Origin of the sequence: Motilimonas eburnea, assembly GCF_021295345.1 — a bacterium.
GTDB lineage: Bacteria > Pseudomonadota > Gammaproteobacteria > Enterobacterales > CBDFNC01 > Motilimonas > Motilimonas eburnea.
The window spans coordinates 111,939-136,126 of sequence record NZ_JAIMJB010000014.1 but is presented as its reverse complement, the minus strand read 5'-3'; the positions used below and the strand labels follow the sequence as shown (position 1 = coordinate 136,126).

Genomic DNA, 24,188 nt, shown 5'->3' with positions numbered 1-24,188 from the left:
CGAGCTGAACAATGAGGTGGGGAGCCCCTCTACAGACGAAGTCAGAACGGATTCTGCTTCAAGGAGCGGGCGGCTTCCCCGGAACTGGTTCAATAGTAAATATGTTTGGTTACAACATACAAGGAGCTGCAGTCATGCAGCGATAAATTCCAATCGCCCCATTACTGGGGCTCCCACAAATGACTGGGGCTCCCACAAATGACTGGGGTTCCCACAAATGACTGGGCCCCACAGAAGACAAGTCCCCTCACAAGCAGGATGGTTTTGTTATTAAATTTAACATCTACCCGCTTTTATTAACATTCTACCTACCCCTTAAGAGATGTTTATTTTGCCTTTAAATAGCCAGTTGATTTATATCAATTGGCTATATTTGATAGCTTTTACATTGCCGCCATAAGTACAAAATACTGAGGCAGCAATGGACAAAATGAGACTGGCAATTATCGGTAATGGCATGGTAGGCCACCGTGTTATTGAAGAGCTTATCGACAAATCCCCGCAATCCCAATTTGATATCACCGTGTTATGTGAAGAGCCACGAGTGGCTTACGATCGGGTGCATTTATCCTCTTACTTTTCTCACCATACTGCTGAAGAATTGTCGCTGGTTAAAGAAGGCTACTACGAGAAGCATAAAGTCAATGTGCTGATTGGTGAGCGAGCTATTACCATTAACCGCGCCGAAAAAGTCATTCACACCCAAACCGGGCGTGCGGTTTATTACGATAAACTGATTATGGCAACGGGCTCTTTTCCGTTTGTACCGCCAATCAAGGGCAACGAGAGTAAAGACTGTTTTGTCTATCGCACCATCGAAGATCTTAAAGCCATTGAAGCCTGTGCGCGTCGCAGTAAAAGCGGGGTTGTTATTGGCGGTGGATTGCTTGGCTTAGAAGCGGCTGGTGCATTAAAAGCCCTGGGTGTTGAAACCCATGTTATCGAATTTGCGCCAGTATTAATGGCGGAGCAACTTGATGAGCAAGGCGGCAAAATGCTGCGCCGCAAAATTGAGAGCTTAGGTGTGCAGGTACACACCAGCAAGAACACCCTTGAAATCAAGCCGCAAGGTGAACACGCTCGCAATACCTTAACCTTTGCTGATGGCACTGCGTTAGAGGTGGATTTTGTGGTATTCAGTACCGGTATTCGCCCGCAAGACAAGCTAGCCAAACAATGTGGTTTAGCCACAGGCAGACGCGGCGGTATTGTCATTGATGATCAATGTGTCACCTCCGATCCCGATGTGTTTGCCATCGGTGAATGTGCATCGTGGCAAGAGCAGTTCTTTGGCCTAGTGGCGCCCGGCTACAAAATGGCGCAAGTCACGGCCGATACCTTATTGGGCAATAGCAATGCCTTTTTAGGCGCGGACATGAGCGCCAAGCTTAAACTCTTGGGCGTTGATGTGGGCAGTATCGGTGATGCCAATGGCCGCACGCCGGGTTGTCGTAGCTATGTTTACAGCGATGAAAGCCAAGACTTATACAAACGCATTATCGTTTCTCAAGACGGCAAGCACTTACTCGGCGCTGTGCTGGTGGGCGATGCGTCTGATTACAGCAACTTACTGCAATACAAACTCAACGATATCGAACTGCCAGAGCACCCTGATAGCTTGATTCTACCCGCTCGTGGCGGTGATGGCGGCGCTAAATTAGGCGCAGATGCCTTGCCAGAAACGGCGCAAGTGTGTTCGTGTTTTGATGTCACCAAAGGCGATGTGGCGGCAGCGGTAGCACAAGGCTACACCACCTTGGCCGAAATCAAGCAAGAAACCAAGGCCGGCACTGGCTGTGGCGGTTGTGTACCGCTTATCTCGCAAGTGCTTAATGCCGAGCTAGCAAAACAAGGTATCGAAGTGAATAACCACTTGTGTGAACACTTTGAATACTCACGCCAAGAGCTGTTCCACTTGATCAAGGTTGAGCGCATTAAGACCTTTGCCGAGCTACTTGAGAAATACGGCAAGGGTTATGGCTGTGAAGTGTGTAAACCCACCGTGGGCTCATTATTGGCATCATGTTGGAATGAATACGTGTTGTCGCCTGAGCACAATGGTTTGCAAGACACCAACGATATCTTCCTTGGCAACATGCAAAAAGACGGTACTTACTCGGTGATCCCGCGTATGGCGGCCGGTGAAGTGACGCCGCAAGCATTAGGCGTGTTAGCCCAAGTGGCGCAAGACTATGAGTTATACACCAAGGTAACAGGTGCCCAGCGCATCGGTTTATTTGGTGCGCGTAAAGAAGATTTACCGAATATTTGGCAACGCTTACTGGATGCCGGTTTTGAAACGGGCCAAGCCTACGCCAAAGCCCTGCGCATGGTGAAAACCTGTGTTGGCAGCACTTGGTGTCGCTTTGGCGTGCAAGACAGTGTCGGCTTAGGTGCCTTGCTAGAAAATCGCTATAAGGGCATTCGCACCCCGCACAAGATGAAGTTTGGTGTGTCGGGCTGTACCCGTGAATGCGCCGAAGCACAAGGTAAGGATTTGGGCATTATCGCCACCGACGCAGGCTGGAACATGTACGTCTGTGGTAACGGGGGGATGAAGCCGCAACATGCCGTGCTACTGGCAGCCGATTTAGATCAAGAGACGTTACTGCACTATGTTGACCGTTTCATCATGTTCTACATTCGCACCGCAGACAAATTAACCCGTACCTCGGTTTGGTTAAACAACCTTGAAGGCGGCATTGATTACCTGCGCGATGTCATCGTCAACGACAAGTTGGAAATCAATCAACAACTTGAGCAAGACATGCAAGGCCTGATCGACAGCTATCAATGTGAATGGGCGCAAACCTTGTCAGAAAAAGAACAGCTAGTGCGCTTTGCTCACTTTATCAACTCTGACCAAGGTGATGACAATGTGCAGTTTGTGCCTGAGCGCGGTCAAAAGCGTCCCGCCTTTATCAGTGAAAAGGTACCGACCTATCACATTGATTTAGATGCAAATAGCCAAGCGAAACAAGAGGAGGTGACAGCATGAGTAACAAGCCAACTTGGGTTGCGGTATGCGACTTAGCACAAATTACCCCAGCGACCGGTGTCTGCGCGCTAGTGAAGGGACGCCAAGTGGCCATCTTTAGGCCAGCCGAAGATGAGCAAGTGTTTGCCATCGACAATATGGATCCCTTTGCTCAAGCCAATGTGTTATCGCGCGGCATTATTTGTCAGCATCAAGATGAGCTTTGGGTGGCGTCACCCTTGAAGAAACAAAGGTTCAACCTACAAACGGGTCGCTGTTTAGAAAATGAAGCGGTTGCGGTTGAAGCTTATCAGGCGCGTGTGAATAAGGGGCAGGTTGAAGTTCAGCTTTAATCCGTTGAAATTGCATTGCCACAGTGCACCTTGCTGCGCTTAGCGCTGCAGCAAGGGCATTTCACAATTCAATTTTAAATCTAATTTTTTTAACTTTAAGCACAAGGACGAATTTATGTCGTATGTAAAACCTGCAGAAGTCGTACAAACCATGGTCGATGCCGGCCAAACCAAAGTATTGATGTCGACCCGAGACACCCTTATTCGCGGCATGATGGCCGGTGCCATTCTTGCTATCGCGGTAGCGGTTGCCATCACCACCGCAGTGCAAACGGGCGTGCCGATTGCCGGTGCTTTAGTGTTCCCTGTGGGCTTTGTGATTTTAAACTTAATGGGCTTTGACCTATTAACGGGTGTGTTCGCGCTAGCGCCGTTAGCCTTATTTGAAAAGCGTAAGGGCGTCGACAAGGCGGGCATATTGCGTAACTGGCTGCTGGTGGCCTTAGGTAACTTAATCGGCGCCGTGGGCATTGCCTTTTTGGTGGCATTAACCTTTACCATGAACTTTAGTACGGATCCGGGCGCGGTCGGTCAGGCGTTTATCAAGGCATCAACGTCTCGCACCTTAGGCTTTGCTGAGCATGGTGTGAATGGCTGGATCACCGTATTCGTGAAAGGCATTTTATGTAACTGGATGGTGTGTCTAGGCGTAGTGGGCGCCATGGTGTCAAAATCAGTGAGCGGTAAAGTGCTGGCGATGTGGTTCCCTATCTTTATCTTCTTTGGCTTGGTATTTGAACACGCCGTGGTCAACATGTACCTATTCCCATTAGGTATGATGCTAGGCGCAGAGTTCACCGTTGTTGATTGGTTAGTGTGGAACCAAATCCCAGTAACCTTAGGTAACCTAGTGGGCGGCCTAGTATTTACTGGCTTAACCCTTTACATCACTCACGGTCGTACTCAGCCAGCGCGTGAAGTAGCTTAAGCTTAAATAGCTAGAATGAAGGGGCCAAGCGGCCCCTTTTTTGTGTCATTAAAACGCCAGCTTAACCAAAGGTCCAGCTTTTAGCTCTGCGCGGATGCTCGCCGTTTCGCCCTGTAGTTTTTCTTCGTCTCGCTCTATATCGGATTCACTGCCTACGGCATCGGTTAGGCTTGAATCCCTAAGGGCGGCTTCAATCCACTGGCTGAGCTCGCTGATTTGTAGCTGTAGCTCGTCTTCTTCACTGGCAAATTGTTTACCCTTGTCCATTTCGTGTAGTGCGCTAACCGCGCCGCTGACAAAACAGTTGACCCGATTGCTGGCAAAGTGCAGGGCGTTTTTGTTGTTGCTTTGGGCTTTATCCAGCACGCCCAGTAAATAGGCGGCATTGATTAAGCGTTGCACGGCTTGGCTTGCATCGGCTGGGATCCGAGTGGCTGTTTGGTGGTAATCGAGCCATAAACAGAACATGGTGCCGGCGTTAAAATCGGCGTCGGTAATTAAGGCGCGGCGCTCGGCTAAACTGGGCTCAGCCAAGGCGGTATGGCCAAACATGACTTGGGATACCTGATGAAAATACACCAATAAGGCGGTGTCCAGCGCTAGGGTCATGCTGCTCTCTTTTGCTTGCTCTAGATCCACTTGGTCGAGGTTGGCAAACCAGCACGTTAGGCTAGTTTCATCCTTGCCTAGTTTAGATTTAGCAATTTTTTGCGACTTAGCGCATTGGTCGAGATAAGCCAGCTCAAACGCCACCGATAATGCGCTGGCGGCTAGGGTTTGGCTATTATGAAGTTGATAGTGATTAGCTGTGTCGGCCTGACTGATTTGATGCTGCCATGGGGTCGCGCTGGCCGCGTTCAGCTCAATTTTCCAGCCTTGTGGGGCGAGCTTGTGCTGGTTTAATTGCTTATTAAAAAAGCGAATCTCAGCATCGCTTTGTTGGCAAACTTGGTGGGCTAAAGCCAGAGCGGTGCCGGTTAATGTTGGGTAAGCAGCGGCAAAAGCGCCTAAATCGGGAAAGCTAGTCATGGAGTTCACTCATCAATACAGAAGCGCTAAGCTTAGCGCAGCTGGGCACAGGCGCACAACTGCACAAGTTGATAGATTTAAGGGCGCTCTAGGGGATTTGCGTCTGAGTTAGCCGGAGTGTTAAGGCTTGATTTATGTTTTGCTTTAATGCGTTTACGGGTGCGACGATAAAAGTGCGAATGCACACCTTGGCGCATAAATTTAAAACTGTGCTCTAATAGATCCACGCCGACTAAGATCAGTAAGACCAAACAGGTTAATAGCAAGGCAAGCTGATGATAGCCAACCCCTATCATTAGGCCGATGGCGGCGAGCATCCAAATACTGGCTGCCGAGGTCACTCCCATCACTTGGCCATCCCGTGACATCATTACGCCTGCGCCTAAAAAGCCAACGCCGGTAATAATTTGGCCGTAGATCCGAGCTTGGTCTAAGGAATGGGGTGATAGAGAAATACCGATTTTTAAAAAGCTATAGGTACCCAATACGATCAAGCAAGCGGTGCGGATACCCACAGGTTTCCCCCGATATTGGCGTTCAAAGCCGATTAAGGCTGCGCATAGTACGCAATAGCCTATGCCATACCAGTCAAATGGGTAAGGGTTAAACATGACTTCTCCTTGCGACAACGCAAACGCAATTTCGCTAAAATAAAAGCGGCAATATGGGACTAATAATGCGCGCTAGCAAGCATTTACTTGCTGAAATATTTTGCGGTTGAAATGCAATATTTTAGACTGAGCTGACGCTTGGCCTTAGGCGAGTATCCATGAGGCTACTGAGTGTGTTGGTTATAAGATATTAGAATATAAAATTAGTAAAACTAAGGTTTTCTGATATAAAGAGATAAGTAAATTTAGCGTAGTTCGGATACGCATTTAACAACATTAGGAAAATGTGATGAGTAAGTTGTTTGACGATAATTCTTTAACGATAGGCAATACTCCTTTAGTGCGTTTAAACCGCGTCACTAAGGGCCGCGTTTACGCCAAGGTGGAAAGCCGTAACCCTAGTTTTACCGTTAAATGTCGTATCGGTGCCAACATGATTTGGGACGCGGAGCAAAAAGGGAAACTCAAAGAAGGCCAAGAGCTGATTGAGCCAACCAGTGGTAATACCGGTATTGCCCTTGCGTTTGTTGCTGCGTCTCGTGGTTACAAGCTAACCCTAACCATGCCTAGCTCAATGAGTTTAGAGCGTCGTAAGTTGCTAAAAGCTTTAGGTGCCAACCTAGTATTAACGGAAGCAGCCAAAGGCATGAAGGGCGCGATTGATAAGGCCAATGAAATAGCTGCCAGTGATCCAGATAAATACGTGTTACTGCAGCAATTTGAAAACCCTGCTAACCCGGCTATCCATACCATGACGACGGGCCCAGAAATCTGGGATGCAACCCAAGGTGAAATCGATGTATTTGTCGCTGGTGTCGGCACCGGCGGTACCATCACAGGGGTGAGCCGTTACATCAAGCAGCAACGTGGTAAAGACATTGTTTCAGTGGCCGTTGAGCCAGAAGATTCGCCAGTGATCAGTCAAACTTTAGCGGGCGAAGATGTGAAACCGGGCCCACATAAGATCCAAGGTATCGGCGCTGGCTTTATTCCTAAAAACTTAGATCTGCGCGTGATTGACCGAGTTGAGAAAGTTGGCAATGACGAGTCAATTGAAATGGCGCGTCGTTTAATGAAAGAAGAAGGCATTCTAGCGGGTATTTCTTCGGGTGCTGCTGTGGTCGCAGCATCTCGTCTAGCCGAGTTAGATGAGTTTAAAGATAAGGTTATCGTGGTCATCCTGCCTAGTTCAGGTGAGCGTTACCTAAGCAGTGCGCTATTTGAAGGCATCTTTGACGAGCAAGATCTTGTGCAATAAGGCATAAGACTCGTTAATAAACCGCGTTATGGGCAACCTAACGCGGTTTTTTTTCGCCTTAATTCTTCACCGAGCAAGGGCTGCCCAAGCTTGCCTCCCACGGCTATTACCATGCGGTTAGGCCGACCTCTGTGGGACTGCTTGTGGTAGCTGCAATTTTGTGGGAGCTGCAGTCATGCAGCGATTAATTTTGATACTGCTTATGCAAAGTTCAGCTCAGTCATTTAATTCAATATATTCGGAGCTGGCTTTTACCTGCTCAAGTGCCTGTTGCCACTGTTTAATTGTGGCGTCTGAAGTTTGATGATGAAAGGCGATGTAGAGATCGACGTGATAAAGATCGATGCCGGTGACTTGGATCTCATCGGTGGGTGTGGCGTTTTGCATCAACAAATCCCATAGCGCCTTGGGGCTGCAACTGATTAACGATACCCTTTGTTTTAACAACATATTGATGGCGCTGGTTGGGTTGTTGGTTAAACGCAGCTGATTAAATCCCATTTCAGTCAAAACGGCTTGCTCAGGGTAACCTCGTGGTAGGGCAATTTTGCTGTCTAGTGCTAATTGATTGATATCATCATACTGATTTTGGTCATTTTTGTGCTGGCAAAGCGAAATGCGATCTTGCATTAACGGGCCAACCCATTTGAAGTTATTTTCTCGCTCTGGTGTTCTTGCAATTAAAAAAATGGCTGAGTTGGGATCACGTAACGCGCGTTTATAAGCGCGTGCCCAAGGTTTCACCTTGATGGTGTCGGGGTGGTTAAGGAGCAACATCATCTTTCTAACCAGATCGACGGCTTCGCCGTGAATATCGCCATGATCGTCGATAGTAAAAGGGGGAAAGTGTTCAGAATAAAATTGAATGCTCGGCGGTGCTGAATTTGCCTGTGCGACACCTATCAAGGTTAAGGCTAAAGCCATTGATATACATAGGTTAAGCAAACGGGTTATAGCGGTATGGTATTTCAAGATAACTCCGATCATTGCGCGAACAATAATTACTCTAACTTATCGTTAACATGATTAACAATAGTGGTTTATGGTTATCTTGACCTTGGTTGGATTTCAGACCAGCACGGCTTGGTTTGCAAGCTGTACTGGTCTGCGAGCTGAAATAAAGGGAAAACTTAACGCCACGCCTTAAATTGATTGATCAAGCCATTGGTTGACGCATCATGGCTAGCAACGGGGGTGTTGTCTTGCAGCTCAGGCAAGATTTGGTTGGCGAGCTGTTTACCTAGCTCAACGCCCCATTGGTCAAAGCTGAAGATATTCCAGATCACACCTTGGGCAAAGATCTTGTGCTCATACATGGCAATGAGCTGACCGAGCACGCTTGGCGTGATTTTCTTAACCAAGATAGAGTTGGTTGGTTTGTTACCTTCAAATACCTTAAAGGGGACTAGGTGTTTCACGTCGTCTAATGATTTTCCTGCGCTGATAAATTCAGCTTCCACTTGTTGCTGGCTTTTTCCAAAGGCCAAGGCTTCGGTTTGGGCAAAGAAGTTCGACAGCAGTTTAGGGTGATGATCGCCCGCTGGGTTGTGGCTTTGGGCGGGGGCAATAAAGTCACATGGGATCAGTTTAGTGCCTTGGTGGATCAATTGATAAAACGCGTGCTGGCCGTTGGTGCCCGGTTCGCCCCAAATGATAGGGCCGGTTTGATAATCAACGCCCTGACCGCTGCGGTCACAGTTTTTACCGTTCGACTCCATATTGCCTTGCTGGAAGTAAGCGGCAAAACGGTGCATATATTGATCGTAAGGTAAAATTGCTTCGGAATCAGCGCCATAGAAGTTGTTATACCAAACACCCAGTAAGGCTAAGATCACCGGTATGTTTTGCTCAAAATCCGCGGTTAAAAAGTGCTGATCCATTTGATGAGCGCCATCAAGCAACTGCTCAAAGTTGTCATAGCCTATGGTTAGGGCAATCGATAAGCCGATGGCCGACCATAGGGAGTATCGGCCGCCAACCCAGTCCCAAAATTCAAACATGTTGTCGGTGTCGATGCCAAACTCGGCAACGGATTTGGCGTTCGTTGAAAGGGCGGCAAAATGCTTAGCCACAAACTCAGGCTGTTTTGCTGCCGCCAAGAACCAATCGCGCGCGCTGTGGGCGTTGGTCATGGTTTCTTGGGTGGTAAAGGTTTTCGACGCTATCAAAAATAGCGTGGTTTCAGGATCAACTTGCTTTAAGGTTTCGGTGATGTGAGTGCCGTCCACATTAGACACAAAATGCGCATTGATGCCTTCAACCTTATACGCCTTAAGGGCTTCGGTCACCATGTAAGGGCCTAAGTCCGAGCCGCCTATACCGATATTAACGATATCTGTGATGCGCTTGCCGGTGTAACCCAACCACTCGCCGGAATGGATCTTGTGGCAGAAGGCTTTCATCTTGGCCAGCACTTGATTGATGCCCGGCATCACGTCTTGACCATCAACCAAAATAGGGCGGTTGCTGCGGTTACGCAGCGCAATATGTAATACCGCACGGTTTTCGGTTTGGTTAATTTTGTCCCCGTTAAACATGGCTTGGATTGCGCTTTGTAAATCCACTTCATTAGCCAGTTTATTAAGCAAGGTTAGGGTTTCTTCTGTGACTAAATTCTTTGAGTAATCAAGCAGTAACTCATCATTAAACTGGCAAGAAAGCTGAGCAAAACGCTGTGGGTTTTGCTGGAATAATGTGGCTAAGTCGATGTTACTTTGATCAAAATGTGCTTGTAACTGTTGCCAAGCTGCAGTCGTGGTTGGGTTAACGGTGTTAAGCATAAATGGGTTACCTAAATAAATGGAAAAATAAAGAAATAATAGTCACTTATAAAAATAGTAATAAATAATTATGACAAAATGGTAAAAATATCTTAGCCCAAAGTTCATGGCTGGGAGGATACCCGAGCCATGTGTCTGCTATTTTGCCTTTGTTTTGATACAAAACCATGATCCAGTTCGCACTATACCTAAACAAGCTGTTTGGATTAAGTCTGGCTTTGTAACAAAGGGTATCAAGCTTATTTTTGTAGAATGATAAGGTGGTTACGCATGTTTTCTAACTTGATCACCTGGCTTGGGGCTATCCCCACTTGTTGGCATAAACGCACCACTTGGCTCAACTCTTCCATGGTTCTCGGTAATAAGTTGATGATCATGGTGTGAGTGAACTTGGTTTGGCACAGGCGGTGAAAATCGAGCTCAAACAAGCAAGCCGGGCTGCCAAAGTCACTGAATAGATCGCACAACAGCACCTCTGCGCTGGGTAATTGCGCCAACTGCGTTGCGGCATCGCCTTGAATCAAGTTTATCGGGTGACCTGCGGGATTAAAGTACTGCGAAAACCAGTCTATGGCTAAAGGGCTAAGTTCAACGCAGGTGTAGTCGAGCCGCGAGTTTTGTTGCAATAAATAGCGGATCAAGCTGCCGCCGCCCAAGCCAAGCTCTATCATGCTGTTGAATTGCTTGGGCAAATGCTTAACCAATTGGCGGTGATAATTAAAAATAAGTTGTGCAGGGGCGGCCTTGGCCATAATGCTTTGCACAACCGTGTTTAGGGTAAGCCAAAAGTACTCTTGATCTTCAAATAATACCCACTGCTGCCCATCTTGATGTACTAAGTGTTTCACTTGAGCTTGAGTGAGTCGATTGATGAGCTGTTGGTCTGATAACATCTTACGTCTTCTTACTAACTTAGGTAAGTGGGATGGATTTAGTATAACCTATTGTTTTTAAATTTAAATTTATTGCTGTTTTTATCAGGCTCTAGGCCACAAAATTTGCTTGGTGAGAGGATTGAATATTGCGCTCAGGCTAGGCAATATAGATGGGTCGAAGAGGAGATCCAGCTTGTATCATATTTTTGAACCGACCACAGCGGCAGAGCTAGAAAATTACTTTCATTTTCGTTGGTCTATTTTGAATGCGCCACTGCAGTTACCAAAAGGCTCTGAGCAGGATGGCTACGACCCTCATGCTCTGCATCGTATGATCCAAGATAAAGATGGTCAGCCGCTGGCCGTCGGTCGAGTTTATGTCACCGATGCCGATGAGGCGCAAATTCGCTACATGGCGGTTGAGCCCAATCATCGTGGTAAAGGGATCGGATCATTGCTTCTCAAATCATTAGAGCAGGCCGCCCGTGATGCGGGGGCAAAGCGTATCGTGCTATTGTCGCGCATTAAAGCCATCCCCTTCTTTGAAAATCACGGTTATCACGCCGCTCAGCGTGAGCCTCATCGGATGGAAGGCACCCAGCTGTTACAAATGATCAAGCAGTTGGCCCCGGCCAAAAGTTTATTACGCACGCCCGAGTTATGTTTGGAGTTAGAGCGCGTGTGGGCAGAGCAAATTCCCATCAGCGAAAAAATGGGCATTAGCGTGTATCAATACACGGGCGAGCGCTTTGAAACCCGTGCCAGTTTACACGCCAATGTGAATACCAAGCATGCCATGTTTGCTGGCAGTATCTACAGCCAAGCCACGTTAACGGCTTGGGGCTTATGTTGGCTGAAAATGAAAGAGCAAGGCTTTGACGGTGAAATTGTGGTGGCCAAAGGGGAAATTGCCTACCGTCAGCCGGTGACTGAACTGCCAAGGGCGGTGATCTTGAAAGACAATATCGATGGCAGCTTTGAGGGGCTGAAGAAAGGCTGTAAAGTCAAAGTGAAGATGACGGTTTGCATCATCAGTGGCGAACAAAATGCCGCCGAATTTGAAGGTTTGTTTATTATTTTGCCAAAAGCCGAACGCCATCAGCATGAGAATTTAGGCGCGCAGTTTGCCGTGGTGACGGATTAAACTGATTTTTGGCAGCGCCAATCATGGGGCGATAGGTCTTTGAGTTTATCTGTGAATATATCGCTGCATGACTGCAGCTCCCACAGAACAGAACAGAACAGAACAGAGCGCCCACAGAATGACAGTTCCATAAGGGTGCAATGGGCATTCAAAACTAATCCAACCGGATCACACTTGCCTCAGGCTGTTCTATAGTCACCCCTTCAACAATCACGGGCGTAGTAGGAACCAGCCGCTGTAAGGTCGCTGGATTGAGAAAGTCTTCATTCAGCCTTCCTTTTATCTTTAGTCTGTCAGCCTTCATGCCCTGATAGAGGGTTTCATTGATGGTTAATTCCAATTCCGCCCCTTGCGACCAGGCCGGCGGCACACTCAAAGGGCTACGGCCTTTTACCAACTGGGCTTGGGTTAAATGCAGGCTAACGCCGCGCACCGACAAGGGCAAGGTATCAGCGTAAGACAGCAAGTTCAGGTTGTACAAATCCAGTTTATCTAAGGTTAAATCATTAATGGGCAATAACTTAGGCTCAGTGTCGTTTGCTTCGCTCGAAGCTAGCCATTGGGGTTGAATACCGATATCAAGATCACGCGCGGTAAAGTGGGTGATATGGATATCGGGATAGCGCTGCAAACTCAAATCAAATAGCGCAGAAAAATGGCCATTAAAGCTGTTGCCTTTGACCTGGTAAAAGTCCCATTTCGCTCCCTGTACTCGGCTTTTAATCACTAAGTCACTGATGCTCGTCCCCGCATAATAGAGTTCGCGCGCGGTTAAATTAAATAAGCTATCAAGCTGTTCGACTTGGCTTAAGTCAAGCCAATGTCCTGCACTTAATAAGGGCACATTTTTTAACTCGATATCTAGCTTGTTAAAGGTGAGGGGCAAATCGGGCTCATAACTGGTAAAGCTGACATCATCGACCAAGATGGTTTTTATCTTGAGGTTTTGCAGCGGGCTGGATTGAGTGTCATCGGCCGAAGCAGGTGTTGTCTCGGTGGGATTGATGGCCGCAAAGTTGTCGAGTAAGGCTTGGTTATATTCAATATTCAGATCCGATAAGGAAAGCTCGTCAACCTGCATTGAAATGGGGGGGACGATATTTAAGCCTAAGGTGCTGCGCAGCTTGCCGTTGCGATATTGGCCACTTAATTTGGCCACATCCAGTTGCTGCTGACGCAATGAAGCGGCAACAAACACATCTTTAATTTCAAAATCACGAACTGCCAGGCTGGCTAAAGCCAATTCAAGATCGAGTTCGGTGTCTTCGGCAAGTAGCTGGCGTTGCTGGATCACCTTTAAATGATGTAAGTCGAGAGTAAAATCCATGACCTTGATGGGGGGCAGTGAACTCACCGCCAGCTCAGCGTTTAAGTGATTAATGCTGAGCTGGTCTATGGTGAGGGATTTTATCGCCATAGGCTCACTGGACGTGTTAGTTGGAGAGCTTGCTTGGCTGGCGCCCTGCGGTGGTGGGAATGAGGCGTCGCTAATATAAAATTCGGGGTGCTCTATGATCAGTTTGTCAATGGTGATATCACGTTGCCACAAGCCGTTGGTGCTGATCGTCAGCCAAGCCTTGGGTATCGACACTAAAGTCTGGGGTTGGTTTGGCAAACTGAGCTTGAGCTGTTCAACCGTGAGTAAGGTGGGCTCGGTGGCATTCCACACTATATTTTGGATGGTGAGTTCATAGCCCAGCTCGGTTTTGACCCATTGTTTAATGTCGTCACGGTAATCATTGGCATCAAATAGCAAGACAATGAGGCTAATGATCGCAAAAACAGTCAGTAGCAAAGCGCCGCCTAAGCGTACTACTAATCGACCTGTTGGACTCATTATCATTCCCCTGCGTTATCTGGTATTCGTCAAATATACTTTGTTTACATTATGTTGTCGTGAACCTAGCCACTAGGCTGAGGGCTAGCTAACAATTTTGCTAGGCCTGCGCATAGATTTCTTTTTGCCCGAGCCAGCGCGATACGATGGCGGGGGCTGATTCAGGATATTGCGCCATAATGTGGCGAGCCAGTTGCTGGACTTGCGGGATCAAACCCTGATCGCGGCCTAAATTAGCTATGCGTAAATCGGCCAGACCGGTTTGCTTGCTACCCAGTAACTCGCCCGGCCCGCGGATCTCCAAGTCCTTTTGCGCAATATAAAAGCCGTCGGTGGACTCGCGTAATACGCCTAAACGCTTGCTTGCCGTCACCGAGAGCGGATTATGATAGAGCAATACACAATGGCTGGCGGTCGCGCCTCGACCAACTCGGCCACGTAGCTGATGCAGCTGAGCTAAGCCAAGACGCTCTGGGTTTTCGATGATCATTAAACTGGCATTAGGCACATCGACGCCAACTTCGATGACCGTGGTGGCCACCAATAAATCTAATTCGCCAGCCTTAAAATGATCCATCACATATTGCTTTTCAGCCGGCTTCATTCGGCCATGAACTAGACCAATGCGTAATTCGGGGAGTCGAGTTTGCAGCTCATCGGCGGTGACTTCGGCCGCTTGGCATTGCAGGGCTTCGGATTCTTCAATCAGGGTACATACCCAATAAGCTTGGCGTTGCTCATGATGACAAGCTTGGCGCACACGTTCGATCACCTGCTCACGGCGGGTATCGGGAATGGCCACGGTGGAAACGGGCGTTCGCCCCGGTGGCAGTTCATCTATGATAGAGGTATCCAAATCGGCATAAGCCGTCATGGCCAAGGTACGCGGTATCGGGGTCGCTGTCATGATCAGCTGATGCGGCGCATAAGGGCCAAAGGTGCCTTTTTCACGCAGGGCCAGGCGTTGATGTACGCCAAATCTGTGTTGCTCATCGACAATCATCAAGGCCAGATTGAAAAAAGTGACTTCGTCCTGAAACAAGGCGTGAGTGCCCACTATCATTTGACACTCGCCACTGGCAAAACTACTGAGCTGGGCTTCACGTTGCTTGCCTTTGACCTTGCCCGCCAGCCAGCCGACCTTGATGCCCAGTGGCTCAAGCCATTGGCTAAACACCCGCGCATGTTGCTCTGCCAGTAGTTCGGTGGGCGCCATCAGGGCGACCTGATAACCAGATTCAATCACTTGCAGTGCGGCAAGGGCGGCAACTAAGGTTTTGCCTGAGCCAACATCGCCTTGAACTAGGCGCATCATAGGGACAGCTTGGGCTAAATCGTTGCTAATTTCGTTAACCACCCGCTGCTGCGCTTGGGTCGGGGTAAAGGGCAGCTCACTTAATAGCTGTTGCACCATAGGGCCGGCCACTTTAATAGCCGCAGCTTGATGCTGATGGGATTTTTGCCTTAGCTGCAGCAAACTCAGATTGTGGGCTAATAATTCTTCTACAATTAAGCGCTGCTGAGCGGGGTGAGCGCCCATATCAAGAAGGCTCTGTTCGGCATCTACGGGGGGCTGATGTAAATAAATTAACGCCTGCTGCAATGAGATGACGTAATGGTTTAATGGCTGTGGTAAGACTTCAGCGATGCCATGTTGACTTAGTAGCTCCACCGCTTGTTGAGTTAAATTGCGAAACGTATTTTGTTTTAACCCTTCGGTAGTGGGGTAGACAGGGGTAAGCGTTGACTCACACTCTACTTGATCTGGGCTGTCGAGTACTTGGTATTCAGGATGGGTGATTTCATAGCCAAATTTGCCGCGGCGAAATTCACCAAAGCAACGGAGCCATTTGCCCGTTGAGAGTGCATTTTTTTGGCCGGCATTGAAATGAAAAAAACGTAAGGTAACGCTGCCCGTGCCGTCACTGATTTTACAGGTTAATGTGCGACGTTTGCCAAAGCTGACTTGGCTGCTTTTTATCTCGCCAAGAATGGCCCCATGCAGCCCAGGTAACATGTCTTGGATGGCGTAAATATGGGTACGATCTTCATAGCGTAGAGGCAAATGAAACAATAAATCTTGTACGTTAGTTAGGCCTAACTTAGTGAGCTTCTCATTGAGTTTGCTTCCGACCCCCTTCAGAGTTGTCAGCGGTAATTTTTCAAGATTCACAGGGCTAACCTTCCAATACTGTAAATATAACCAGATGATACAAGAACTCGGTACTCATTATCATTAAAAAGCGTGTTGTTAGCGCTATCAGTTGATTTAACGGCATTATTGATCTTGCTTTTTAGTGAATTTATGGCAGTTTGTTAGCGGTATCATGTTTCGAGTCTGTGTGTTTTAAGGTGTTGATTGTAAAGTTGATTTAATAAATTTTGTCGAAATTGACGGGGTGGATTGTTGACTTAACGTAATTGCAGCATAAAGCCGTGGACGAATTTTATTCGTGTCTGCTAATCTAAACTCACAGTTTAGGAAATAATTTGTTTCCTCTGAAATTTTTGAAATATTTGCGGGTGTAGATGGAGCTCTTTTGAGCTCTAGTAAGACAAGTTAGCAAACGCTTATGCATTAGCTAATAAAAAAGGGAGCTTATTTAAGCTCCCTTTTTTGTACCCGGCGTTTGCTTTTGCTGAAGTGCTTATCCTCACACCGGATGGCTTTTATTCTGCGCTGAGATTGAGTTTAAACACTTTCAACTTGGCCATGTCCTCCTCACTTAGGTTGCGGGGGGCTAATTGCTTTAAGCTTTGCGTTATTGCATCGACTGCCGATTGATCAAATGGGTCAAAACCGCTGCTTTTTTCAATGGCCACGTCAATGTTACCTTGCAAATCGTTTCTGACCATTAACACCACCGTTGCACCTGGGTAGTTGTACCTGGCCTTCCAATGTTGGTAGAGGTTTTGTTGAATGACTTGTTGGCATTGTGCCAAGCTATCACAAACTGTATTTGCGACGCTTTGTGTGCTTATCACTAGACCTAAAAGCAATAAAAGCTTACCTAGTTTGGTCATTTTGACTCCTGATTAAGTTGATATGTCGTCATTTATCAGCCTTTAGGCTGAGGCTTTTGTTGATTGTTATTGGTCCTCTTTACCTAGGGTAAACTTTGATCTCACTAGCAAAGAAGGCATTCTTTTAGGGATCTACATCGTGCATTATGAAGTTGATCATAGGTGTAGTGAAGGGATTTTGTTACAACTTAACCTATAAAAATTAGATCAGGGCCTGTTGACCTTTGGAGATTGTTTTTGCAGCGATTTGCGCGTCGTTGAGCGGTATTTACTTAGAATGCTAAGCTACACACCGCTCGTCTTGCTCAAAACGCTTTTGTCTCGAACAAAAATTAACCACTAAAGGTCAACAGGCCCATATAAAATATGAAAAATTAGATGTGATAGTCACTTTTTTAAATGGGTCATCCGACGCTATCACCCCTTTTATTCTTTTTGGTGTTAATGCAAAGACACCAAGGGAATACCCACTCGATGTAATATTAGGAGACTAAGAGTGTTAGGACTAATCAAAAACTGGATGACAACAAAACCCCAAGTGACGGCGCCGAATCAAATTCGCAAAATTGCGTCAGAGCAATACATTCAGCAACTCGGTATGGAGGTCAACCCTGCTCTCCCGCCTTTACCAGACGCCTGTCGCTGCGCGATGCGCAGTGTTGAAGAAATAGTATCGCGGATCCAGAGCTTAATGTTAGTTACCGCCCATGCTGAAGAGCTTCCCCCTGCGGTGATTAACTCCCTTTACTTACGAGTGGGACCTAATCAAGCTTTTACCCTGCAAGAACAAGCCTTAGTGGCCAATAATCAGCTATCCGATAAGGAGCGACAAGCTTGTCTGTGGCGTTATGAGTCGATCAAGGTGCTGTTGTGGGCAATCGGCTACATTAGTGAATTAGATGAACCAACACAGTTAGCTGATATGATCGCACTGTCTCAATTGATCCAATGGCAAAACCATGAAGAATTAGTGGCAGGCTCTCAACCCGTTGGGCCCGTTAACATACTCGACCAAGCCGATAAGTATGTCCGCTTAGAGGATGCTTGTCGACATGCGCCGCGCCGCATGCCCGCCAGTTTTAATCACGCTATCTTAAAAGAGCGCTGTGCGTGTTTATCTTGGCTGATTGGTGAAACCGATTGGGATGACGCGTTTTCCCAGCGATAATACCCTCTGCCTAATCCATGCCTATCGCCTGTAAACGCTTACTGAAAACAAGCATTTCCAGGTGGATTGGGTATATAAAACATTTGTGTTTATTTTATCTCCTTGATTAAATGGATGTTCAAGACCCCATTTTACAAGGATGAGTGATGAAACCACTGCTTTTGACTGCATTAATCCTGTCTTCTAGCCAGCTAATGGCTAATGAGACAGCGGACGTTGAGCCAGAGCCGGCACTGGAAGAGCGGCTGCAAGATGAGCTTGAAACCTTTGAAAATCCGTTTGTGATTACTCCTCACAAGCCCAACTACATCTTGTTAGCTAATTACAACAGTAATTTACCAGAAGGCATCTACGACAAGTACGGTGATTTGCAAGATACCGAAATTAAATTTCAACTCAGTTTGAAGATCCCGGTTTGGGTATCGGAATCGAAAAGTGTGCCATCGGTGCTAGTTGCTTACAGCCAAGTCTCACATTGGCAAGCCTATAACAGTGATGAGTCATCACCGTTTCGCGAGACCAACTATGAGCCTGAAGTTATTTTCGCTTGGCGTCCAGATTATGATTTGGGGGCGGGTTGGAACATCCAATGGGCTCAGCTAGGTTTTAATCATCAATCTAATGGTCGTGGTGGGGAATTGTCGCGCAGTTGGAACCGCATTGTTGCGGGTGTGGCCCTTGAGAAAGATAACTTAGCCTTAGCGTTTGTGCCTTGGTACCGAATTCAAGAAGATCGTGAAAATGATGATAATCACGATATTACCGATTACCTTGGCCACGGCAAAATTCAAGCGGCTTACAAGTGGGGTGATCACACCTTTGCTTTGATGAGTCGCAATAACTTAGAAAGTGGGTTTTCTGAAGGGGCGGTAGAAGGCAGTTGGAGCTTCCCACTTACCAAGCGAGTGAAAGGATATGTTCAATTCTTTACCGGCTACGGCAGTAATTTAATTGAATATAATCACTACAATACAACAGCTGGCATAGGTATCGCCCTTACCGACTGGCTCTAATCATGTAATGTTAAACACACGAGATCGTAAAAGGCGCTTGCAAAAGCGCCTTTTTGTTATTATATTTTTGTTGATGACAACCTAGGTTGTCTTTGTGGGGGCGAAAAATGAAATACACAGTGATCAGTCATTTGATGCAGCGTCAACAGCAGCGACTTGAAGATCGAATCAGTCGTTTATCTCATGACCGTGGTTGTGCGATGACGCCAGCGCAGCAGACCATTTTCAATCTCGCCAGTGAACAGACGCTGACCTTGTCTGAACTGGCACAACAGCTTTCAGTGAGTCGTCAAGCAATCCAAAAAACGGTTGCGATTTTAGTTGAAAGACAGTGGGTTAAGTTAGTGCCAAACCCAAACAATGCGGCTGCCAAAGTGATTATTGTGACCGAAGATGGGCAGTTAGTTCGACAGCAGCAGCAACAAGTTATCAGTGAAGTGGAAGCGGCTTTGGAGCGTCAACTTGGGACGGAAAAAGCCAAGTTATTGCGGCAAATTTTGCAACAAGAGTGGTAATGGATTACCGACAAAATTTTGAATAAAAATGACTTTTGACAACCTAGGTTAAACCCTGTGTGGTCGTATCTCAGTATTTTGGGGGAGCAACGCAATGCAATATGAATTAGCCAATGTTTGCCCTATGGGTGACTTACAAGCTTATATTAATCAGGTTAATGCATTACCTGTACTCAATGCCGAACAAGAATCGGCATTAGCTAAAAAACTGAAAGAGCAACAAGATTTGGAGGCTGCGAAAGCCTTGATCATGTCAAATTTACGCTTTGTCGTGATGATCGCGCGAGGCTATCAGGGTTATGGTTTGCCACAAGCCGATTTAGTGCAAGAAGGTAATGTTGGCTTGATGAAAGCAGTTAAACGCTTTGATCCTGATATGGGAGTGCGCTTGATGTCATTTGCCGTATATTGGATCAAGGCGGAAATTCATGAATATGTGTTTCGTAACTGGCGCATTATCAAGTCGGTAACCACTAAGGCGCAAAAGAAACTGTTTTTTAATTTGCGTAAGTTTAAACGTCAGTTGCAGTGGTTTACCGATGAAGAAGTTAAGCAAGTAGCACAAACCCTCGACGTGCCCGAGCACCAGGTTAAAGAAATGGAGTTGCGACTTGCAGGGCAAGATGTTTCGTTGCAGCTCAGTGACGATGAAGAAGCAGGAACGTCTCACCTGAGCATGGCTGAATCTCAACTCGCTGCTGCTGAGATATCACCGGAGCAAGCCTTACTGGTAGCAGATGAGCAACAACAGGGATTAGCAAAAATGCAGCAAAAATTGGCACAATTGGATGAGCGCAGCCGTGACATTATTGAATCTCGTTGGCTTCGAGATGAAAAGGCAACACTGCAAGAATTAGCAGATAAATACCAGGTATCGTGTGAGCGAATTCGTCAGATTGAAGCTCAAGTATTGACTAAAATACGCCATCATATTCTGGCTTGATTGGCTATAATATAACTAGATAGGAATGCTTTTCACCATAGGGAGGATGTCACTCATTGTTCTGCGGAGGTTAAGATGTACATTCAACGTTTGAACAACTATTTGAAGCATGCGCAAGTCAATTATCAGGTGCTGACTCATTCTCCCGCCTATAAGGCGTCGGAGATTGCTGAAATGACGCACATTAGTGGCATGGATTTCGCGAAAACATTAATTTTAAACATTGATGGCATTCGCGCCATGTTGGTTTTACCCGCAACGTATCGATGGGATCAACCTAGCTTTACCAAGATGATGGAAGCTAACTCGGTTGAGCTCGTTCCTGAGTCTGAACTAGAAAACCTGTTCCCAAATTGCGAGTTAGGCGCAATGCCACCCTTTGGCAACTTATATGGATTAGCTGTGTATTTAGCCCGCGAGCTTAGCTTACGTGAGCAAATTTTGTTTAATGCGGGTAATCATCATGAAGTATGGCAAATGGATTACGTGGATTATCACGATTTGGTCTCGCCGAGGATCATCACCGAGGGTTATGTCAGAAAAAACCCGCCGCGTCCGGTTCATGTTCATCACGGCGGCTTTAGTCACTAACAGAGGTTGCGCATAGCCGGCAGCTGCTTACTGCCTCTGTCGGCTTAACTCCCCTCCCACAAAGGAATAATATGCAGCTAGGCAAAATGCTTAGGAAGCTGCTGTTTTGTGGAAGCTGCAGCCTTGTGGGAGTTGCAGTCTTGTGGGAGTTGCAGTCATGCAACGATAAATTTCGATACTGCTTATGCCAAGCTTAGCTTGAGTTAATCGTTATCGATCTCGCTCCAAGCTGTTTTACTCATTTGCACCTTCTGCCACCATTCCTCTGATGCGACGATTTGTCCTTCATCATCGATTTCAGGATAGGGCAGTCCCTTCTGGCGACAAAGCTTGGCAAAGATAGGGTGGCCGCCTTCAAACATAATGCGGTCACGCTCTTGCTTTTCAATGTGATCCGTTTTGGGTTGATACATGCCTGCCGCTTCACGTTGACGCTGTGCTTCATAAAGCATCAGTGCGGTGGCTACGGATACGTTAAGGGATTGGCACATACCGACCATGGGGATGATCACGTCTTGATCTGCTAGCGCAAGGGCCTCAGCGGTAATCCCGTCTTTTTCTTGGCCCATTAATATAGCGGTCGGCTTAGTGTAATCAATGGCGCGAAAATCGACGGCCGTGTCAGATAAATTGGTGGCAATAATTTGCATGCCTTGGGCTTTGAGTGCGCTGACCGCTTCTGTAATCGAGTCGTGAGCGCTCACTTTGACCCAGTTTTGACTGCCTGTTGCTGTGTTGCCAGAGAGACGCATTTTCGGCTCATCCCAAACTGCATGCACGTCACTGATCCCGACCGCGTCGCAAGTGCGAACAATGGCGGCCAGGTTGTGCATTTTATGGACTTTTTCCATGCACACGGTGAGATCGGTTTGGCGGTGTTGTAGCATCTTATCAATGCGTTGAAAACGCTCAGGAGTCATACTGCTTCTCTATTAGTTTTTCTTTATGGGTCGATTACGATTACGCGAAACCTTAGTCACATCCGGTAACACGCGGATTTTTCGCATAATATTAGCCAAGTGAATACGATTCTTGGTGGTGATTAACAAGTCAACGACGTACACACGACCATCTTTTTCATCGGTGGCTATGTTGTGAATATTCGAGCCTGTGGCCGCCACGGCATTGGTTAAGTCAGCCAGCACTCCTTGGTGATTGACTAATTCAACCCGAATTTCGGTACGGTATTCATGCTCGCTGTCTAGGCTCATGTCCCATTCCACAGCCATGTACTTATCCACCTCATCCAAATGGTTTTGAATGTTGCGACAGGTGTCTAAGTGGATCACTAAGCCTTTACCTGGGCTGATATGCGCGATAATAGGATCACCTGGGATAGGGCGACAACAGTTAGCGTAAGTCACTAACATGCCGTCGGCGCCTTTGACTGGCATTTTTCCTTGCTCGGTTTCGGCTAGGTTTAGCTCGTCTGCATTGCCCAATAGGCGTCGAGCAATGACGATGCTCATGGCATTACCTAGGCCAATATCGGCTAATAGATCGTCCACATTGTCGTGTTTGGTGTCTTTTAAGACTTTAGCCATATTCGCTGGATCAATATCCGCTAAGCTTCGATCGCCCAGCGCGTGATTCAGTAAGCGACGTCCTAAACCTACCGACTCATCAAAGCGTAAGCTTTTTAGCATTTGGCGTATGGTATTACGGGCCTTGCCTGTCACTACATAGTTAAGCCAAGCGGCATTCGGGCGCGCGCCCGGGGCGGTAATCACTTCAACGGCTTGACCGTTTTTGAGTTTACGACTCAGCGGATAAGGCTGGCGGTCTACACGGGCGCCGACACAGGCGTTACCCACGTCGGTGTGTACCGCATAGGCAAAGTCAACGGGTGTGGCACCAAGGGGCAATTCAATAATGCGCCCCTCTGGGGTAAATACGTAAATTTCGTCAGGAAACAGCTCGGTTTTTACGCTCTCGACAAACTCAAACGAGCTGCCTGCGCTTTGTTGTAGCTCGATTAAGCTTTGCATCCAGCGACGGGCGCGAACTTGCGCCGTGGTGCCTGAGGTTTCACCATTTTGTTTATAAGACCAATGGGCTGCGACCCCTTTGTCGGCCATTTGATCCATGTCCTCGGTGCGGATCTGGATCTCAACGGGCACCCCATGGGGGCCAACTAGCGAAGTATGTAAGGATTGGTAGCCGTTGGCTTTGGGAATGGCAATATAATCTTTAAAGCGGCCCGGACGGGGCTTAAACAAGCTGTGCATTTGGCCAAGCACGCGATAACACGTGTCCAGCGAGTCCACTATAATGCGAAAGGCATAGATATCCATGACCTCGTGAAACTGTAGCTCTTTATTTTTCATCTTGTTGTAGATGCTAAATAAATTTTTCTCTCGTCCAAGTACTTGAGCTTCAATGCCCACGTCTTCTAGGCGGCCGGCAACTTCACTATGAATATTATCCATGACTTCACGGCGATTACCGCGCGCGCGTCGCACAGACTCTTTTAATACGCGATAGCGCATGGGGTAAAGCGCCTGAAAGCCCAGCTCTTCAAGCTCATTTTTAATGTTATGGATACCCAAACGGTTGGCGATTGGCGCAAACACTTCGAGGGTTTCATTGGCAATGCGGCGACGTTTATCAGGGCGCAGGGCACCTAAGGTGCGCATATTATGGGTGCGGTCGGCAAGCTTAATCAGTACCACGCGGATGTCTTGCACCATGGCCATGACCATTTTGCGAAAGTTCTCGGCTTGGGCTTCTTTGCGGTCGCGAAACTTAAGTTTATCGAGCTTACTCACCCCTTCCACTAGCTCAGCAATGGTTTCGCCAAACATTTCCGCCAAATCATCTTGGGTGGTGTCGGTATCTTCAATCACATCGTGTAGCAACGCAGCAGCGAGGGTCTCATAATCCAAGCGCATTTCCGCCAGAATATAAGACACCGCCACAGGGTGAGTAATATAGGGCTCACCACTGGAGCGAAACTGCCCCTCGTGGGCGTCTCTGGCCACAATATAAACTTGTTTTAGCTTTTCTTGTTGATCCGGCGGCAGGTAGGTTGCAGCCAGTGTTTGTAAGCTTTCAAAGATATACAAACTCGTCCCCGATAGTGCAAAGATAATACAGTGAAGATACTAAAATCTGAGTGGAATAGTGAGCTTTTTAAACAAAA

At 47.3% G+C, this 24,188-nt stretch carries 20 protein-coding genes; 10 read left to right on the top strand and 10 right to left on the bottom strand.

Features of this window, described 5'->3' with window-relative positions:
• Positions 1 to 421: 421 nt before the first annotated feature.
• The 3 genes from nirB to K6Y21_RS14715 all read left to right on the top strand — a co-directional run bounded on the left by nirB (position 422) and on the right by K6Y21_RS14715 (position 4,258).
• On the top strand, positions 422 to 2,998 hold the full coding sequence (gene nirB / locus K6Y21_RS14725; RefSeq protein ID WP_233072600.1) for a nitrite reductase large subunit NirB: 2,577 nt from the start codon (positions 422 to 424) through the stop codon (positions 2,996 to 2,998).
• The gene (gene nirD, locus K6Y21_RS14720; RefSeq protein ID WP_233072599.1) at positions 2,995 to 3,330 is read left to right on the top strand and encodes a nitrite reductase small subunit NirD; all 336 of its coding nucleotides are present in this window, start codon (positions 2,995 to 2,997) and stop codon (positions 3,328 to 3,330) included. The genes nirB and nirD overlap by 4 nt, the downstream gene beginning before the upstream one ends.
• Positions 3,331 to 3,445: 115 nt before the next feature.
• Positions 3,446 to 4,258 (top strand): formate/nitrite transporter family protein, encoded by an 813-nt coding sequence (locus K6Y21_RS14715; RefSeq protein ID WP_233072598.1) that lies wholly within the window; start codon positions 3,446 to 3,448, stop codon positions 4,256 to 4,258.
• A gap of 48 nt (positions 4,259 to 4,306) precedes the next feature.
• Here the strand turns inward: K6Y21_RS14715 and K6Y21_RS14710 are convergent, their stop codons facing one another.
• Positions 4,307 to 5,287, bottom strand: coding sequence for a hypothetical protein (locus K6Y21_RS14710; RefSeq protein WP_233072597.1), 981 nt, complete (start codon positions 5,285 to 5,287; stop codon positions 4,307 to 4,309).
• A gap of 77 nt (positions 5,288 to 5,364) precedes the next feature.
• Positions 5,365 to 5,898 carry an MgtC/SapB family protein gene (locus K6Y21_RS14705; RefSeq protein WP_233072596.1) on the bottom strand — a complete coding sequence of 178 codons (534 nt, stop codon included), beginning with the start codon at positions 5,896 to 5,898 and terminating at the stop codon, positions 5,365 to 5,367.
• A 289-nt stretch (positions 5,899 to 6,187) separates the two neighbouring features.
• On the opposite strand from K6Y21_RS14705, the gene cysK reads away from it, so the two are divergent.
• On the top strand, positions 6,188 to 7,156 hold the full coding sequence (gene cysK / locus K6Y21_RS14700) for a cysteine synthase A (RefSeq protein ID WP_233072595.1): 969 nt from the start codon (positions 6,188 to 6,190) through the stop codon (positions 7,154 to 7,156).
• 216 nt (positions 7,157 to 7,372) lie between these two features.
• Here the strand turns inward: cysK and K6Y21_RS14695 are convergent, their stop codons facing one another.
• From K6Y21_RS14695 to K6Y21_RS14685, 3 genes are all read right to left on the bottom strand, one after another.
• Positions 7,373 to 8,080: a substrate-binding periplasmic protein gene (locus K6Y21_RS14695; protein WP_233072594.1), complete on the bottom strand. Its 708-nt coding sequence runs from the start codon at positions 8,078 to 8,080 to the stop codon at positions 7,373 to 7,375.
• 206 nt (positions 8,081 to 8,286) lie between these two features.
• Positions 8,287 to 9,936, bottom strand: a complete 1,650-nt coding sequence (gene pgi, locus K6Y21_RS14690) for a glucose-6-phosphate isomerase (protein ID WP_233072593.1) — start codon at positions 9,934 to 9,936, stop codon at positions 8,287 to 8,289.
• A 239-nt stretch (positions 9,937 to 10,175) separates the two neighbouring features.
• On the bottom strand, positions 10,176 to 10,829 hold the full coding sequence (locus K6Y21_RS14685; protein WP_233072592.1) for a spermidine synthase: 654 nt from the start codon (positions 10,827 to 10,829) through the stop codon (positions 10,176 to 10,178).
• A 175-nt stretch (positions 10,830 to 11,004) separates the two neighbouring features.
• Between K6Y21_RS14685 and K6Y21_RS14680 the strand changes: the two genes are divergently transcribed.
• Positions 11,005 to 11,955, top strand: coding sequence for a bifunctional GNAT family N-acetyltransferase/hotdog fold thioesterase (locus K6Y21_RS14680; protein WP_233072591.1), 951 nt, complete (start codon positions 11,005 to 11,007; stop codon positions 11,953 to 11,955).
• 154 nt (positions 11,956 to 12,109) lie between these two features.
• Here the strand turns inward: K6Y21_RS14680 and K6Y21_RS14675 are convergent, their stop codons facing one another.
• The 3 genes from K6Y21_RS14675 to K6Y21_RS14665 form a co-directional block, all read right to left on the bottom strand.
• On the bottom strand, positions 12,110 to 13,792 hold the full coding sequence (locus K6Y21_RS14675) for a YhdP family protein (protein ID WP_233072590.1): 1,683 nt from the start codon (positions 13,790 to 13,792) through the stop codon (positions 12,110 to 12,112).
• Between the two features lie 100 nt (positions 13,793 to 13,892).
• Complete coding sequence (gene recG, locus K6Y21_RS14670; protein ID WP_233072589.1) at positions 13,893 to 15,965, bottom strand: ATP-dependent DNA helicase RecG; 2,073 nt, start codon at positions 15,963 to 15,965, stop codon at positions 13,893 to 13,895.
• A gap of 497 nt (positions 15,966 to 16,462) precedes the next feature.
• Positions 16,463 to 16,816, bottom strand: a complete 354-nt coding sequence (locus K6Y21_RS14665; protein WP_233072588.1) for a TonB C-terminal domain-containing protein — start codon at positions 16,814 to 16,816, stop codon at positions 16,463 to 16,465.
• Between the two features lie 496 nt (positions 16,817 to 17,312).
• Here K6Y21_RS14665 and K6Y21_RS14660 point away from each other — a divergent pair, with 496 nt between their 5' ends.
• The 5 genes from K6Y21_RS14660 to K6Y21_RS14640 all read left to right on the top strand — a co-directional run bounded on the left by K6Y21_RS14660 (position 17,313) and on the right by K6Y21_RS14640 (position 21,046).
• Positions 17,313 to 17,984 (top strand): DUF4272 domain-containing protein, encoded by a 672-nt coding sequence (locus K6Y21_RS14660; protein ID WP_233072587.1) that lies wholly within the window; start codon positions 17,313 to 17,315, stop codon positions 17,982 to 17,984.
• Between the two features lie 146 nt (positions 17,985 to 18,130).
• Entirely contained in the window at positions 18,131 to 18,997 is an 867-nt protein-coding gene (locus K6Y21_RS14655; protein ID WP_233072586.1) for a phospholipase A, read from the top strand.
• A gap of 107 nt (positions 18,998 to 19,104) precedes the next feature.
• Positions 19,105 to 19,512: a MarR family winged helix-turn-helix transcriptional regulator gene (locus tag K6Y21_RS14650; protein ID WP_233072585.1), complete on the top strand. Its 408-nt coding sequence runs from the start codon at positions 19,105 to 19,107 to the stop codon at positions 19,510 to 19,512.
• Positions 19,513 to 19,606: 94 nt separating this feature from the next.
• The gene (rpoH, locus tag K6Y21_RS14645; RefSeq protein ID WP_233072584.1) at positions 19,607 to 20,455 is read left to right on the top strand and encodes an RNA polymerase sigma factor RpoH; all 849 of its coding nucleotides are present in this window, start codon (positions 19,607 to 19,609) and stop codon (positions 20,453 to 20,455) included.
• Between the two features lie 75 nt (positions 20,456 to 20,530).
• Positions 20,531 to 21,046, top strand: a complete 516-nt coding sequence (locus tag K6Y21_RS14640; RefSeq protein WP_233072583.1) for an aminoacyl-tRNA deacylase — start codon at positions 20,531 to 20,533, stop codon at positions 21,044 to 21,046.
• 203 nt (positions 21,047 to 21,249) lie between these two features.
• On the opposite strand, the gene trmH is transcribed toward K6Y21_RS14640, so the two are convergent.
• Positions 21,250 to 21,966: a tRNA (guanosine(18)-2'-O)-methyltransferase TrmH gene (gene trmH / locus K6Y21_RS14635; protein ID WP_233072582.1), complete on the bottom strand. Its 717-nt coding sequence runs from the start codon at positions 21,964 to 21,966 to the stop codon at positions 21,250 to 21,252.
• Positions 21,967 to 21,978: 12 nt separating this feature from the next.
• Positions 21,979 to 24,111 (bottom strand): bifunctional GTP diphosphokinase/guanosine-3',5'-bis pyrophosphate 3'-pyrophosphohydrolase, encoded by a 2,133-nt coding sequence (spoT, locus tag K6Y21_RS14630; RefSeq protein WP_233072581.1) that lies wholly within the window; start codon positions 24,109 to 24,111, stop codon positions 21,979 to 21,981.
• Positions 24,112 to 24,188: the final 77 nt, after the last annotated feature.